The sequence below is a fragment of the Methylobacterium sp. A52T genome (genome assembly GCF_053346095.1).
In genome coordinates this window covers 19,078-33,700 of the sequence record NZ_JBKFBI010000009.1, presented here as the reverse complement: position 1 = coordinate 33,700, position 14,623 = coordinate 19,078, and the positions used below count along the sequence as shown (strand labels likewise).

General features: G+C 72.0%; 11 protein-coding genes. 8 read left to right on the top strand and 3 right to left on the bottom strand.

Annotated features, from left to right (window positions below):
- Positions 1 to 155 precede the first annotated feature (155 nt).
- The 3 genes from ACLBYE_RS04135 to ACLBYE_RS04125 all read left to right on the top strand — a co-directional run bounded on the left by ACLBYE_RS04135 (position 156) and on the right by ACLBYE_RS04125 (position 5,128).
- A complete protein-coding gene (locus ACLBYE_RS04135; protein WP_447693152.1) occupies positions 156 to 2,024 on the top strand; it encodes a tetratricopeptide repeat protein in 1,869 nt (622 codons plus the stop codon).
- A gap of 210 nt (positions 2,025 to 2,234) precedes the next feature.
- A complete protein-coding gene (locus ACLBYE_RS04130) occupies positions 2,235 to 3,194 on the top strand; it encodes an OmpA family protein (RefSeq protein ID WP_447693151.1) in 960 nt (319 codons plus the stop codon).
- Between the two features lie 260 nt (positions 3,195 to 3,454).
- Positions 3,455 to 5,128: a formate--tetrahydrofolate ligase gene (locus ACLBYE_RS04125; protein ID WP_447693150.1), complete on the top strand. Its 1,674-nt coding sequence runs from the start codon at positions 3,455 to 3,457 to the stop codon at positions 5,126 to 5,128.
- Positions 5,129 to 5,285: 157 nt separating this feature from the next.
- Here the strand turns inward: ACLBYE_RS04125 and ACLBYE_RS04120 are convergent, their stop codons facing one another.
- Positions 5,286 to 6,653, bottom strand: a complete 1,368-nt coding sequence (locus ACLBYE_RS04120; protein ID WP_447693149.1) for an 8-oxoguanine deaminase — start codon at positions 6,651 to 6,653, stop codon at positions 5,286 to 5,288.
- Positions 6,654 to 6,868: 215 nt separating this feature from the next.
- Here ACLBYE_RS04120 and ACLBYE_RS04115 point away from each other — a divergent pair, with 215 nt between their 5' ends.
- Both ACLBYE_RS04115 and ACLBYE_RS04110 read left to right on the top strand, forming a co-directional pair.
- Complete coding sequence (locus tag ACLBYE_RS04115) at positions 6,869 to 7,396, top strand: MarR family winged helix-turn-helix transcriptional regulator (protein WP_331298321.1); 528 nt, start codon at positions 6,869 to 6,871, stop codon at positions 7,394 to 7,396.
- Entirely contained in the window at positions 7,393 to 8,100 is a 708-nt protein-coding gene (locus tag ACLBYE_RS04110) for a response regulator (RefSeq protein ID WP_091682727.1), read from the top strand. The genes ACLBYE_RS04115 and ACLBYE_RS04110 overlap by 4 nt, the downstream gene beginning before the upstream one ends.
- Before the next feature lie 24 nt (positions 8,101 to 8,124).
- Here the strand turns inward: ACLBYE_RS04110 and ACLBYE_RS04105 are convergent, their stop codons facing one another.
- Both ACLBYE_RS04105 and ACLBYE_RS04100 read right to left on the bottom strand, forming a co-directional pair.
- Positions 8,125 to 8,361 (bottom strand): hypothetical protein, encoded by a 237-nt coding sequence (locus tag ACLBYE_RS04105; RefSeq protein ID WP_056533491.1) that lies wholly within the window; start codon positions 8,359 to 8,361, stop codon positions 8,125 to 8,127.
- Positions 8,362 to 8,462: 101 nt separating this feature from the next.
- A complete protein-coding gene (locus tag ACLBYE_RS04100) occupies positions 8,463 to 9,287 on the bottom strand; it encodes a 2-keto-4-pentenoate hydratase (RefSeq protein WP_447693148.1) in 825 nt (274 codons plus the stop codon).
- 326 nt (positions 9,288 to 9,613) lie between these two features.
- Between ACLBYE_RS04100 and ACLBYE_RS04095 the strand changes: the two genes are divergently transcribed.
- From ACLBYE_RS04095 to nikR, 3 genes are all read left to right on the top strand, one after another.
- Positions 9,614 to 11,971: a TonB-dependent siderophore receptor gene (locus ACLBYE_RS04095; RefSeq protein WP_447693147.1), complete on the top strand. Its 2,358-nt coding sequence runs from the start codon at positions 9,614 to 9,616 to the stop codon at positions 11,969 to 11,971.
- 10 nt (positions 11,972 to 11,981) lie between these two features.
- Positions 11,982 to 13,601, top strand: coding sequence for a PepSY-associated TM helix domain-containing protein (locus ACLBYE_RS04090; protein ID WP_447693146.1), 1,620 nt, complete (start codon positions 11,982 to 11,984; stop codon positions 13,599 to 13,601).
- A gap of 350 nt (positions 13,602 to 13,951) precedes the next feature.
- On the top strand, positions 13,952 to 14,398 hold the full coding sequence (gene nikR / locus ACLBYE_RS04085; RefSeq protein WP_447693145.1) for a nickel-responsive transcriptional regulator NikR: 447 nt from the start codon (positions 13,952 to 13,954) through the stop codon (positions 14,396 to 14,398).
- Positions 14,399 to 14,623: the final 225 nt, after the last annotated feature.

Sequence of the window (14,623 nt, the reverse complement as noted above, 5' to 3'; positions counted from 1 at the left end):
GAAGGCGGACGACCCGGGCATCCGCCCCCGCGCCATCCTTTCGCCTTGCGGGGCTGGCGGGATGGGTTCAGTGTCCCCAACGTTTTTTCGGGGATGCCCCGCCATTCTCGCGCCCGGCCCCCGACGGGCCGGCGCCCAGGAGCCGCGATCGGTTCATGATGATGACACGCGCCCGCCGGAGCGTTTCGGCGCTCGCCCTGCTGCTCGCCGCCGGGCTCCCGCAGACCGTGCTCGCCGCGCAGCCGAAGGAATCGACACCGGTGCTCGACTACGAGCCCGCGGACTCGCTCGAGGGCAACTTCCTCTCCGCCTACATCGCGGGCGCGTCGCGGGACACGGCGGCGGCGGCGACCTTCTACCGCGAGGCGGTGAAGGCCGACCCGCGCAACGCGGAACTCGTCGAGCGCGCCTTCATCTCGCTGCTGGCCGACGGCGCCCTGCCGGACGCGTTCCGCACCGCCGAGAAGCTGATCGCCCGCGATCCGACCAACGGGCTGGCCAACCTCTCCCTCGGGGTGCGTCAGATCAAGGCCGGCCAGTGGGCCGCCGCCCGCCAGAACTTTTCCCGGAGCGGCCGGGGCGCCGCCACGGACCTGACCGCGACGCTGCTCACCGCCTGGTCCTACGCGGGCGCCGGCGACGGCAAGAAGGCGCTGGAGACGGTCAACAAGCTCCGGGGCGAGCGCTACTACAACACCTTCCGGGACTACCATGCCGGCCTGATCGCCTCGGTGACCGGCGACAACGCCGAGGCCGAGCGCCGCCTCAAGGCCGCCTACGACGCCGACCACAACACCCTGCGCATCGTCGACGCCTACGCCCGCATGGAGGCCAGCCTCGGCCGCACCGACCTGGCGATCCAGGCCTATTCCGACTTCGACCAGCTCTCGCCGCGCCACCCGCTGGTGCGCGACGCCCTCGAGAAGCTGAAGGACGGCAAGCCGCTCACGCGGCTGATCGGCACCGCCCAGGAGGGCGCCGCCGAGGTGCTGTACGGGCTGGGCTCCGCCGGCTCGACTCAGGGCGACGAGCTGCCCGCGGTGATCTACCTGCGGCTCGCCCTCTACCTCGCCCCCGACCACGCGCTGGCCCGGCTGACGCTCGCCGACACGCTCGACCGGATGAAGCAGCCCGAGCGCGCCAACGAGGCCTACGCGCAGATCCCGGCCAATTCCCCGCTCAAGCTCAACGCCGACATCCAGATCGGCCTGAACCTGGAGCAGATGGGCAAGGGCGACGAGGCGCTGGCCCATCTCGACGCGGCGATGAAGGCCCACCCGGACGACATCGACGTCATCACGGCGCTGGGCAACGTGCAGCGCGCCCGCAAGAAGTACGAGGAGGCGGCGGCCACCTACACCCGCGCCATCGACCTGATCGGGAACCGGCCGCAATCCAACTACTGGACGACCTACTATTTCCGCGGCACCGCGTACGAGCGCGCCAAGCAGTGGCCGAAGGCCGAGGCCGACCTGAAGAAGGCCCTGTCCCTGGTGCCGGCCAACCAGCCGGCCGCCAAGGCCCAGGTGATGAACTACCTCGGCTATTCCTGGGTCGACCAGAACATCAACATCGACGAGGCGTTCAAGCTGCTGCAGCAGGCCGCCGACGCGAGCCCGCGGGACGGCATGATCGTCGACAGCCTCGGCTGGGCCTATTACCGCCTCGGCCGCTGGGACGACGCGGTGCGCGAGCTGGAGAAGGCGGTCGAGCTGAAGCCCGGCGATCCGACCATCAACGACCACCTCGGCGATGCCTACTGGCGCTCGGGCCGGCGCCTCGAGGGCAAGTTCCAGTGGCAGCACGCCAAGGACCTGAACCCCGAGCCGGACGACCTCACGCAGATCAACGCGAAGCTGAAGGACGGGCTGCCCGACATCGAGAAGCCCACCGCCACCGCCGAGACGGTGCCGGCCCCGGTCGCCGCCCCGCACAACCCCGACAACCCGGAACTCCCGAAGGGCGCGCCCCAGCCGCACGAGGCGCCGGGCTCCGCCGACAAGGCCAAGAAGTCGGGAGGCTAGGCGGCCTCCCGCCAGGTCCCGCCTCGGGGCGGTGCGGCTGCCGTTCCGGCCGCGCCGTCCCGGAGATATGTCGACTGTCCGGGCTCCGGGCGCCCGCGTCGCTCTCCCGCGATCGCGCGCGATGCCCCGGAGGCCGTAGGTCGAGCGACCTAATTGCCCGCCGATCCGCGCCCGCTATCGTCGCGCCTCCGCAACGTTCCGGAGTGCGTCGTGAGAGCGCTGAAGCCTGTCTGTATCCTGCTGGCCCTCGCCTGCGCGGCGTCCGGGATCGGGGTCGATCCCGCGCGGGCGCAGGACGCGGCGGCGGCGCCGAAGGCCTTCGCGCTCGATGCCGTTCCCTTCTCGGACGCGCCGCTCGGCCGCTTCCCCTACTTCGCGCTGCCCGACGGCTACCAGCCGGTGAACCCGCCCGAGACGCGGGAATTCGGGCATTTCCTGTTCTGGACCGGCGCGGCGCTCCACGAGGTCGAGGGCAAGGTCTTCCAGTCCCTGATCGGTCCCAAGGACGGCAAGACCTACTCCGCCTACGAGCTGAAGAAGAACATCGAGGCCGTGCTGACGCAGGCCGGCGGCCGGAAGATCGCCGACGGCCGGATCCCCAACTCCGTGACGGAGACGCTGCCGGAGGACATCCGGATCGGGATGTATGAGGGCCTCGGCGACGTCTACAACGTGCCGGCCCAGACCTGGGTGATCCGCCGGCCGGATCGGCAGATCTGGGTGCATTTCGTGCCCGACAGCTTCACCGCGGCCTGGACGATCCTCGAGACGAAGCCGTTCGTCCAGACCGCCGCCCTCCTGCCCGCCGAGCGGCTGAAGCAGGATCTCGACAAGACCGGGAAGGCGGTGATCCAGGTCAACTTCGCCACCGACAGGACCGAGATCCTGCCGACCTCCGCCCCGCAGATCGACGCGGTGGCGGCCCTGCTGCGGACGGATCCCGGCCTGCGGCTCGCCATCAACGGCTACACGGACGGGACCGGGGCCGCCGCGCACAACCAAGCCCTGTCCGACGGCCGCGCCAAGGCGGTCATGGCGAGGCTCGTCGGCGCCGGCATCGCGAAGGACCGGCTGAGGGCCAAGGGCTTCGGCGCCGCCAGCCCGGTCGCCGCCGACGACAGCGAGGCGGGGCGGGCGCAGAACCGGCGCGTCGAGCTGGTCAAGTTCTGAGCGGCGCGGGCACGCGGAGACCCCCGGCGGCCGGGCTCGGACGGACCCTCCGGGAGCGCTCCGGCGTCGGAACGGGGGACAGCGCGATCGACAAGAGTATTTTGTCCGCCAGCTCATAAAAATCGACGCGCATTTTCGCGAGCTTTGACGCACAGTGCGTGGCCGTTCGCGGGCGGCCACGCCGCGGCCCGCCCGGCAGGAGATTCGCACGGCAAGAGCCGGCGGGCGGGCAGGTGCCCGCGACCCAGGGAGGAAGGCCCATGCCGTCAGACATCGAGATCGCCCGCGCCGCGACCCTGAAGCCGATCGCGCAGGTCGCCGAGAAGCTCGGCATCCCGGATGACGCGCTCCACAATTACGGCAAGCACATCGCCAAGATCGACCACGGCTACATCGCCGGGCTGGAGAGCCGGAAGCCCGGCAAGCTCGTGCTGGTGACGGCGATCTCCCCGACGCCCGCGGGCGAGGGCAAGACCACCACCACGGTGGGCCTGGGCGACGCCCTGAACCGGATCGGCGAGAAGACCATGATCTGCCTGCGCGAGCCCTCGCTCGGGCCGTGCTTCGGCATGAAGGGCGGCGCGGCCGGCGGCGGCAAGGCACAGGTCGTGCCGATGGAGCAGATCAACCTGCACTTCACCGGCGACTTCCACGCGATCACGTCGGCCCACAGCCTCGCGGCCGCGCTGATCGACAACCACGTCTACTGGGCGAACGAGCTCAACATCGACGTCCGCCGCATCCACTGGCGCCGGGTCGTCGACATGAACGACCGGGCCCTGCGCGCGATCAACCAGTCGCTCGGCGGCGTCGCCAACGGCTTCCCCCGCGAGGACGGGTTCGACATCACGGTGGCCTCCGAGGTGATGGCGGTGTTCTGCCTCGCCAAGGATCTGGCCGACCTGGAGGAGCGCCTCGGCCGGATCGTCATCGCCGAGACCCGCGACCGCAAGCTCGTGACCCTCAAGGACGTGAAGGCCACCGGCGCCATGACGGTGCTGCTCAAGGACGCCCTGCAGCCGAACCTCGTGCAGACCCTCGAGGGCAACCCGGCGCTGATCCACGGCGGCCCCTTCGCCAACATCGCCCACGGCTGCAACTCGGTGATCGCCACCCGGGCCGGCCTGCGGCTCGCCGACTACACGGTGACGGAGGCCGGCTTCGGCGCCGATCTCGGCGCCGAGAAGTTCCTGGACATCAAGTGCCGGCAGGCGGGCCTGACCCCCTCGGCCGTGGTGGTGGTGGCGACGGTCCGCGCCCTCAAGATGCACGGCGGTGTCGACAAGAAGAACCTCGGGTCCGAGAACATCGACGCCCTGGAGAAGGGTTTCGCCAATCTCGCCCGGCACGTCACCAACCTGCGCGGCTTCGGCCTGCCGGTGGTGGTCGGCGTCAACCACTTCCACGCCGACACCGACGCCGAGCACGCCAAGCTCAAGGAGCTGTGCCGCGAGCGGCTCGACGTGGAGGCGATCACCTGCCGCCACTGGGCCGAGGGCGGCGCCGGGGCCGAGGAACTCGCCCGCGCGGTGGTGAAGCTCAGCCAGGCGGAGCCGGCGCCGATCCGCCACGCCTACGAGACCGAGAGCCGCCTCACCGACAAGATCCGGGCGATCGCCACCAAGCTGTACGGCGCCGCCGACATCCAGATCGAGACCAAGGCCGCCGGCAAGCTCGCCACCTTCGAGAAGGACGGCTACGGCCACCTGCCGATCTGCATGGCCAAGACCCAGTACTCGTTCTCCACCGACCCGACCCTGATGGGCGCCCCCGAGGGCCACATCGTCGGCGTGCGCGACGTCCGGCTCTCGGCCGGCGCCGGCTTCGTGGTGGCGATCTGCGGGGAGATCATGACCATGCCGGGCCTGCCCCGGGTGCCGGCCGCCGACACGATCCGGCTCGACGCCAACGGGCAGATCGACGGGCTGTTCTGAGGAGCGCGCGGGGCTCGCCCACGGGCGGGCCCCGCCATTCGTCGTTGCGAGCGGAGCGAAGCAATCCAGGGACATACCGCATCCGGAGATCGCGCGCTGCCCTGGGTCGCTTCGCTGGCGCTCGCGATGACGGAGCAGGTCGGATCAGGGGCCGCCCCTACGCGTCCCCGAACAAGTCGACTGCCAGCCGGGAATGCGCCTCGCGCAGCATCCCGGTATCGATCCCGAGCGGCTGCCCGTCGATCACCCGCCAGCGCCCCGCGACCATCACCCGGTCGGCCCGCGTGGCGCCGCACAGGACGAGGGCCGCCAGCGGGTCGTGGGCTCCGGAGAAGCGCAGCTCGTCCAGGGTGAACAGGGCGAGGTCCGCCTCGCGGCCCGGCGCGATCCGGCCGATATCGGAGCGGCCGAGGCAGGCGGCCGAGCCCTCGGTCGCCCAGCGCAGGGCGTCCAGGTGCGTCACGGCCTCCGCCCCGTAGGTGAGCCGGTTGATCATGAGGGCGTGGCGCACCCCCTCCATCAGGTTCGAGCTGTCGTTCGAGGCCGAGCCGTCGACGCCGAGGCCGACGGGCGCGCCCGCCGCCTCCAGCTCGCAGGTGCGGCAGCGCCCGGAGCCCAGGGTCATGTTCGAGGTCGGGCAGTGGCAGACGCCGACGCCCGCCGCGCCGAGCCGCGCGACCTCGGCGTCGGTGAAGTGGATGCCGTGGGCGAGCCAGACCCGGTCGCTCAGCCAGCCGACCGCCTCGAGGTACTCCACCGGCCGGCAGCCGAACGTCGCCCGGCAATAGGCCTCCTCGTCGCGCGTCTCGCCGAGATGGGTGTGCAGCCGGCACCCGCTGCGGGCGGCGAGCTCCGCGCTCGCGCGCATCAGGCGCTCGGTCACCGAGAAGGGCGAGCAGGGGGCGAGGGCGATCTGCACCATCGCCCCGGGGGCGGGATCGTGGAACAGGTTCAGCACCCGCTCGCAGTCCGAGAGGATCGCGTCGTCGTCCTGGGTCAGGGCCGCGGGCGACAGGCCGCCCGCCCGGTCGGACAGGCTCAGGGAACCGCGGGTGAGCGCGGCCCGGATCCCGAGGTCGCGGGCCTCCGCGACCTGGATGTCCATCGACGCCTCGAGGCCCTTCGGGAACAGGTAGTGGTGGTCGCCCGCCGTGGTGCAGCCCGAGAGCAGCAGCTCGGTGAAGGCGACCCGCGTGGCGAGCCGGCACGCCTCCGGGGTGATCCGCCCCCAGACTCTGTAGAGCGCCTCGAGCCAGGGGAAGAGCGGCTTGTTGAGCGCCAGCGGATGGGCGCGGGTCAGCGTCTGGAAGGCGTGGTGGTGGGTGTTGATCAGCCCCGGGATGACCACGTGGCGCGACGCGTCGAAGGTCGCGTCCACGGGCGCGGCGGGCCGCGCGCCCGCCGGCACGCACTCGACGATCCGGGTGCCCGCCACCACGATCCCGCCGCCGGCGCCCTCGGCCAGGACGGCGCGCGGGTCGCGGATCCAGAGGCGTTCCGGTCCCGGTTCCCCTGCCTCGGCCATGCGCGTCCGCTCCCGTCGCCCGAGGGCCTGCGTAGCGGAGGCGTCGGGCCGGGGGCAATCCCGCGGGTACAGGCTTGAGGATCCGGGGCGGTCGGTGCCCCGGTTGCCCCGGCCAGGGTTGACGGGCCCCGGCCGCCTTGAGAAACGTCATGGGGACTGACCTATCACCCGTTGGGAGCGGCCGCGCCGTGACACGGACAGCCCCGCGCGAGGAGATGTTCGCGCCGAAACCCGTCCCGGGCGCCGCGCCGGCCGCCCTCGGCAGCGACGACCTGATCGAGCTCCTGTTCTTCGCCTACCGGGACTTCGTGGGCGATCCGGACCGGATCCTGGCCGCCTACGGCTTCGGCCGCGCCCACCACCGGGTGCTGCACTTCGTCGACCGGTACCCGGGCCTGACGATCGCCGAGCTCCTCGACATCCTGCGCATCACCAAGCAGAGCCTGAACCGGGTGCTCAAGGACCTGATCGGGCAGGGCTACGTCGCGCAGAAGCCCGGTTCCAGCGACCGGCGCCAGCGCCTCCTGTACTGCACCGAGGCCGGCGCCGGGCTCGCGGCCGACCTGACGCGGGTCCAGGCCCGCCGCCTCGCCCGGGCGCTCGCGGCGCCGGATGCCCGGGGCTCCCCGGAGGACTTCCTGATGGCGATGATTGAGCCGGAGGACCGGCCGGCGGTCCAGCGCCTGATGGCGCGGCGCGGGGGCGGGGCCGAGGGGCAGGTCGACGCGGAGGAGCCCGCGTGAGCCACGCCGCCCGGTCCGACCTGCCCGACGAGGCGCCCCACGTCCTCGTGGTCGACGACGACCGCCGCCTGCGCGAGCTGCTCGCCCGCTACCTCACCGATCAGGGCTTCCGCGTCACCGCCGCGGCGAGCGCCGCGGAGGCGCGGGCCCGGGCCCAGAGCGTCGTGTTCGACGCCATGGTCCTCGACGTGATGATGCCCGGCGAGAACGGCTTCGACTACGCGCGCAGCGTCCGCGAGACCTCGCGCGTGCCGATCCTGATGCTCACGGCCCGCTCCAACCCGAACGACCGGGTGATGGGGCTGGAGATCGGCGCGGACGATTACCTGCCGAAGCCGTTCGAGCCGCGGGAGCTGACGCTGCGGCTCAACAACATCATCAAGCGCAGCGCGCGGCCCCGCGCGGCCTCCGCCGAGGCGGTCACCTTTGGGCCGTTCGCGTTCCGGATCGACCGGGGCGAGCTGCGCCGGGACGACGAGCTGATCCGCATCACCGAGCGCGAGCGCGAGATCCTGACGATCCTGGCGACGGCGGGCGGCGCCAATGTCGAGCGCGAGCAGCTCGCCGGTCCGGGCGGCGCGGCGGCGGAGCGCACCGTCGACGTGCAGATCAACCGCCTGCGTCGCAAGACCGAGGTCGATCCCGCCAACCCGGTCTTCCTGCAGACCGTGCGGGGCGTCGGCTACCGGCTCGCGGTGGATTGAGCCGCCCGCGGGCCGCCGGGCGGCTCAGACAACCCGCGGCGTGTCGGGCTTCAGCTTGAGGGCCTTGGCGATCCGGGTGGACAGGCTCCCCACGATCGCGAGGCTGGCCGACGGGCCGGCGAGGGCGCGGACGGCCTCCAGCGCCTCCTCGGCGCTAGGCTTCATCACCGCGTAGACCGTCGCGCCGGGCGCCGCGCCGGCGCCCTCCGCGGTGACGGAGACGAGGAAGGTCGTGTGGCGTCGCCGCGGGCGTCCAGGCATGGTCCAGCATTTGGCATGTCGGCTAACCATCACCAATGCCTGAGACCCGGAGCCGGCCGGGAAACCGCACGCACCCGGCACGATAACCCGTGCCGGGTCTCTCAGATCAGGGCAAGGTCGATGCCGGGAAGCCGCAGCCCGTCGAGGCGCGTGCGCCAGCGCTGACCGGAGGCGACGGGCAGCGCGTCCGTCAGCGTGCCCGTCGTCACGACGGTCCCGGCCGCGAGCGGTGGGGCCACCGGATCGTTAGCCAGCGCATCGACGAGGTGGGCCAGGGCCGCGAGCGGCCCCGTCCCGAGAACGCAGCCGCCGCCGCCCCGGTCCGCGACGGCCCCGTCCCGCAGCAGCTCGACGGTGAAGCCGGCGAGCTCGCCGAGCCAAGTCGATCGCGCGTCCGCGGCGATCCGCACCCGCTCGCCCACCACCAGCAGCCCGTGCAGGCCGAAGGCCGCGATGGTGTCGGGCGCCGCGAAGCGCCAGCCGGGATAGAGCGACTGCACGATCTCGAAGCCGCTCGCCGCCCAGTCGAGGCAGGCGATCAGCGCCGCGGCATCCATGCCGGGCTCGGGCGCGCGCGCCAGCCCGAACACGATCTCCGGCTCGATCCGCGGCTCGACGAAGGCGGCGAGCGGCACCGGCCCCGACAGGGCGGCCCGGTCGCGCAGAGTCGTGTCGTAGACGTGCCCCCAGATCGGCGCGCGGACCCCGTAGCGCTCCCACAGGGTCGTGTTGGTGAAGCCGATCTTGTAGCCGACCGGCCGCTCGCCGCGCTCCTCGCGCAGGACCCGGACCGCCTCGGCCACCCGGTAGGCCGCCGGCAGGTCGAGGGCCGGATCCCAGTCGGTCAGCGGCGCGATCGGGCGGCGATGCTCGTGCGCGGAGAGGATCGTGCGGGCATGGGCCGCGGCGGAGATCGGCTCGGTCATCGGCGCACGGCGTGAGGGCCGACGGGGCGGCACCCGCGCCGGGCCGCCTCGATCGCGGCCCGCCGATCTTACCCGAGGTGACCGTCGCCGGGAACGCGCGCTCTGTCGCCCCGCCGCCGGCGCTCTCCGGTCCGTCGCCCGCGCGGCGCGCGCTCCCCGGGGGCGGTCGCTCCCGGCCCGGCCGCCCGCCGCATACTTTCATTAGAAGAATGCCAAAATACGTTTCTTAAAGATGTGTCATCAGAGGCACATACTGCTCACGGATCCGTGATAGCTGGGCATCGGCGCGTATCTTCGCCCAGTAATTCCTGTTTAGAGTCGGTATAATGTCGAGATATGTCAATGAACGGGCGGCATCGCGCGCGTTCGATCGCGCGGAGAGGCTGCTCCGGATCGGGTTTGTATCGTCGACATCTATACTCACGCTCGGGGCGGCCGCGCTCGCCCAGCCCGCGCCCGTCCAGCCGGCGCCCGCCACGGAGATCGAGCTGTCCGAACTCAGCGTGAGCGGCGAGGCGCGCGCGCGCAGCCTGAACAGCGATCTGTACGGGCGCGGCGGGGCGACCGGGCCGGTGCCCGGCTACGTCGCCAGCCGCAGCACGGTCGGCACGAAGACCGACACGCCGATCCTGGAGACGGCGCAGTCGGTGTCGGTCATCGGACGCCAGCAGATCGAGGACCAGAACGCCCTGACCATCAACCAGGCGCTGCGCTTCACGCCGAGCGTCACCACCGAGCAGCGGGGCGGCGCCGGCTCGACGCGCCTGGAGCAGTTCTACATCCGCGGCTTCACAGCGCCGATCTTCCTCGACAACATGGCGCTGCCCGGGAATCGCGACGCCTTCCCCAGCGTCGATCCCTATCGCCTGGAGCGGGTGGACATCATCAAGGGACCGGCCTCGGTCCTCTACGGGCAGTCCGGTCCGGGCGGTCTCGTCAACCTCGTCTCGAAGGTCCCGCAATTCGTCCGCCACGGCGAGATCTTCGTCCAGGGCGGCGGCTTCAGCGAGGTCCGCGGCGGCTTCGACATCGGCGGCCCGATCGAGTCCGACATCCCGGGTCTCGCCGACCAGTTCGCCTACCGGGTCATCGGCCTCGGCTGGAACGGCGACGGGCCGGCCGTGACCACCAAGGTCGAGCGCGCCTTCATCAACCCGAGCCTCACGTGGCGGCCCTCCGCCGACACCTCGCTCACGGTCATCGCCAACTACCAGCGCGACCCGTTCTCGGGCTTCTACGGCGGCTTCCCGGCCGTCGGCACGGTGTTCCCGCGCAATTTCGGCAACGGCGTCTTCGGCCGGCTGCCGGTGAACTTCTACGACGGCGACCGCAATATCGAGCGCTCCGACCGCACGCAGGCCTCCGTCGAGTACCTGTTCGACCACCGGATCACCGAGAACCTGCGCTTCCACTCGGCCGGCCGCTACCTGCGCTCGAACGGCGACTACCGCAGCGTGTTCACGACCTTCGGCGACGTCAACGGCCCGTACACGAGCGGCCCGATCATCGGTCGCTCGGTCGGCGGCACCCAGGTCGACATCGAAGCCTACACGATGGACAACAACTTCATCGCCGATTTCGACACCGGCCCGATCGCCCACACGGCGCTGCTCGGCGTCGACCACCGGACCTTCAGCACGCGGTCCGTCACCGGCCCGTTCCCGGCGACGACGAGCCTGAACGCCCTCGCCCCCGACCACGACCTGCCGATCCGGTTCCCCGCCTTCACGTCGACCTCGCGGATCGACGCGCAGCAGACCGGCGTGTACTTCCAGGACCAGGCGAAGTTCGACCGCTTCATCCTGACGCTCGGCGGCCGCTACGACACCGCCCGGCAGACCGGCCCGACCCGCACCTTCGCGCCGAACGGGCTGACCATCCAGGACGTCCCGGCCGAGGCCTTCACCGGCCGCGCCAGCCTGCTCTACCTGTTCGACAGCGGCGTCGCCCCGTACGTCTCCTACAGCGAGGCGTTCGAGCCGATCGTCAACGGGCGGATCTTCGACACGGCGTTCGGCTCGGCCGGGCGCATCCCCGTCCCGATCGCCAGCAACCAGTACGAGGCCGGCATCAAGTACCAGCCGCCCGGCACCGATATCCTGCTGACCACCGCGTTCTTCGACATCCGCCGCTCGAACGCCACCACCACCGACCCGGTCAATCCCGGCTTCGTCGTGCAGACCGGCGAGGTCGGCGTGCAGGGCGTCGAGTTCGAGGCGCGGGCCACCCTCGCCGAGGGCCTCAGCCTGATCGGCGGCTTCTCGCTCCTCGACATCCGCAACGTCCGCGACACCGGCTTCACCACGAACGACCTGACCCGCCGGCAGGTGCCGCTCCAGGGCCTGCGGCCGGTGCAGGTGCCGGACACGACCGCCTCGCTGTTCGTCGACTACCGCTTCACCAGCGGCCCGCTCATCGGCCTCGGCCTCGGCGGCGGCGTGCGCTACCTCGGCCCGTCCTGGGGCGATCCGGCCAACACCTTCCAGGTGCCCGAGAGCGTGCTGGTCGACGCCGTCGCCTCCTACGACATGAAGCACCTCGACCCGCGGCTCGCCGGCCTCAGCGCGCAGATCAACGTGCAGAACCTGCTCGACGAGCGCTACGTGACCGGCTGCTTCACCTACTCGGGCTGCTATTACGGCCTGCCGCGCACGGTCTACGCGACCCTGCGCTACCGCTGGTGAGGCGGCCGCCGTGGGCAGGACCTTCCGGCAGTCGATGGCGTGGCTCCACGCCTGGTCGGGCCTCGTCGTCGGCTGGGTGCTGTTCGCCGTCTTCGTGACGGGCACGGCGAGCTACTACCGGCCCGAGATCTCGCAGTGGATGCGGCCCGAGCTCCGCACCGACCGGGCCTTCGGGCCGGCGGAGCTCGCGGCGGCGGCCGAGCGCGGCGTCGCCCACCTGCAGGCCCATGCGGGCGGCGCGCGGACGTGGTTCCTCTCGCTGCCGCGGCCGGACCGGCCGGTGCTGGAGCTGTTCTGGCGGACCGGCCCGGGCCGCCCGCCCGGCCACGTCCTCCTGGATCCCGACAGCGGCGCGCCGGCGGCGGTGCGGGCGACGCGCGGCGGCGACTTCCTCTACCGCTTCCACTTCGAGCTGAACCTGCCGCCGCTCTGGGGCCGCTGGATCGTCGGCGCCTGCGCGATGATCATGCTGGTGGCGCTGATCTCGGGGATCGTCACCCACCGGCGCATCTTCGCCGACTTCTTCACCTTCCGGCGGGACAAGTCCGCCCAGCGGGGCTGGCTCGACGCGCACAACGTCACGGGCGTGCTCGCCCTGCCGTTCCACCTGATGATCACCTATACCGGACTCGCCACCCTCATGGTGATGTACGTGCCCTGGGGCCTGAACACGGCCTATCGCGGCGACAGCCAGCGCTACTTCGCCGAGTCCGGCCAGATCACCGCGCCGCGCCCGCCCGCCGGCCAGCCCGGCACGCTGGCGCCGGTCGGGCCGCTGGTGGTCCGCGCGCTGGCGATGCGGCCGGAATCCCTGGAGCGGATCACCATCGTCAACCCGACGGACGCGCGCGCCACCGTGGTGGCGGTGTTCGAGGAGCCGCACGGCCTCTCCCACGAGCACCCGCAGATCGCCTTCGACGGCGTGACGGGCGCGGTCCTGGAGGTGCGCGCGGGCGGCCTGCGGCCGGCGACCAAGACGTTCACCGCGATGGTCGGCCTGCACGAGGCGCACTTCGCCGGCCCGGCCCTGCGGATGCTGTTCTTCCTGTGCGGGGTCGCCGGCAGCGCCATGGTGGCGACCGGGCTGCTGCTCTGGGCGGTGGCGCGCCTGCCCAAGGGGGACGCGCCCCGAGGCTTCGGCCTGCGCCTCGTCCAGGGCCTGAACGTCGCGACGATCGCCGGCCTGCCCGCGGCCGTCGCCGCCTATTTCCTGGCCAACCGGCTCCTGCCGGCCGCGCTGCCCGCGCGGGCGGAGTGGGAGGTCGGGGCCTTCTTCGCCGTCTGGCTGCTCGTCGCCGTGGCGGCGCTCCTGCGCCCGGCCGGGCGAGTCTGGCCGGAGACGCTGACGCCGGTGGCCGCGTTGTACGGCGCCGTCGCGGCCGCGGATGTCGGGCGCCTCGTCGCGCGCCGGCTCGGCGGCGACGCGCCGGTCGAGCCGGTCTTCCTCGCCTTCGACGGCGCGATGCTGGCCCTCGCCGCCCTCTTCCTGCTCGCGGTCCGCACGATCGCGCGGCGCGGCGGAGCGTCCCGCGGCCCCGCGAAGGCCGCGGAGCTCGCGATCGCGGGGCACGCGCGGCGGGACCGGGCCCGGCCCGGCATGCCGGTACCGGGAGATCGTGAGCCGATATGATAAAATTGAACTGGTATATTGAACCCAGTGCGGCGAATTAATTCAAAATAACCCCCGAAGCCTGACATATATCGGATGCGCGTCGACTGTATCTGTGCAGAATGGTTCGGCCGGCATGCCAGCCGGTCGCGCCTGTGTCGTCGATTTTCACGCCCTTGATCCTTCGGCCCAGGCGTTCCAGCGCGGTCCATCCCAAGCGCACGCTGGACATGTCCCCGAGACCCAGAACTCGAGCCTCGAGGCGCGGCCCTCGGGGCTCTTTTTCTGCCGCGCCGGGCGATGCGGGCCCGGCGGCTGTTCACGGGCCCCGCGTCCCCGTACCAGAAGGCCACGGGAGCGGCAGGACGGGCATGCAGCGCATCACCATCACCATCGACGACGCCCTGCTGACGGCAGTCGACGACCTCTGCGCGCGGCGCGGCTACGGCAGCCGCTCGGAGGCGGTGCGCGACATCGTCCGCGACGCCCTGGCGCCGGCCCGCGCCGCGGAGACCGGCGGATCGGCGGCCTGCTACGGGGCCCTGAGCTACGTCTACAGCCACGGCACCCGCGACCTGGCCCGCCGGCTGACCGGCGAGGGGCATGAGCACGGCGTCTCGATCGCCAGCCTGCACGTGCACCTGACCCACGACGCGTGCCTCGAGGTGGCGGTCCTGCGCGGGCCGGTGGCCCGGATGCAGAGCTACGCCGACGCCGTCGTCACGCAGCGCGGTGTCCGCTACGGTCACCTGCACCTCATCCCGGAGGGCGACGACGCCCACGCCCATCCGGGCCACGGCGACGACGGCCCCGGGTGAGGGCGCCCCCCGCCCGCGATCCGGCGCCCCGCCGACTGCGCCCCACGCGCAACACGGCCGGCCTAATCCGCCCGTATGATTTTTTCGTATGTTTATCATACGGACGGCGTGCGAGAGTCCGGGGATCGCCACGCCTCGCCCGGTCTGCCGGTGTCCCGCCCGACTTCCCGCCCGACTTCCCGTCCTGTCTGCCGCCACCGGCCGGCCGCCCCCGGCCTCCGCGCC

What these genes read in the sequence shown, in the direction of transcription:
- ACLBYE_RS04135 (WP_447693152.1), top strand. Translation starts at nt 156, where the DNA reads ATGATGATGACACGCGCCCGCCGGAGCGTTTCGGCGCTCGCCCTGCTG.
- ACLBYE_RS04125 (WP_447693150.1), top strand. Translation starts at nt 3,455, where the DNA reads ATGCCGTCAGACATCGAGATCGCCCGCGCCGCGACCCTGAAGCCGATC.
- ACLBYE_RS04120 (WP_447693149.1), bottom strand. Translation starts at nt 6,653, where the DNA reads ATGGCCGAGGCAGGGGAACCGGGACCGGAACGCCTCTGGATCCGCGAC.
- ACLBYE_RS04115 (WP_331298321.1), top strand. Translation starts at nt 6,869, where the DNA reads ATGTTCGCGCCGAAACCCGTCCCGGGCGCCGCGCCGGCCGCCCTCGGC.
- ACLBYE_RS04105 (WP_056533491.1), bottom strand. Translation starts at nt 8,361, where the DNA reads ATGCCTGGACGCCCGCGGCGACGCCACACGACCTTCCTCGTCTCCGTC.
- ACLBYE_RS04100 (WP_447693148.1), bottom strand. Translation starts at nt 9,287, where the DNA reads ATGACCGAGCCGATCTCCGCCGCGGCCCATGCCCGCACGATCCTCTCC.
- ACLBYE_RS04095 (WP_447693147.1), top strand. Translation starts at nt 9,614, where the DNA reads ATGTCGAGATATGTCAATGAACGGGCGGCATCGCGCGCGTTCGATCGC.
- nikR (WP_447693145.1), top strand. Translation starts at nt 13,952, where the DNA reads ATGCAGCGCATCACCATCACCATCGACGACGCCCTGCTGACGGCAGTC.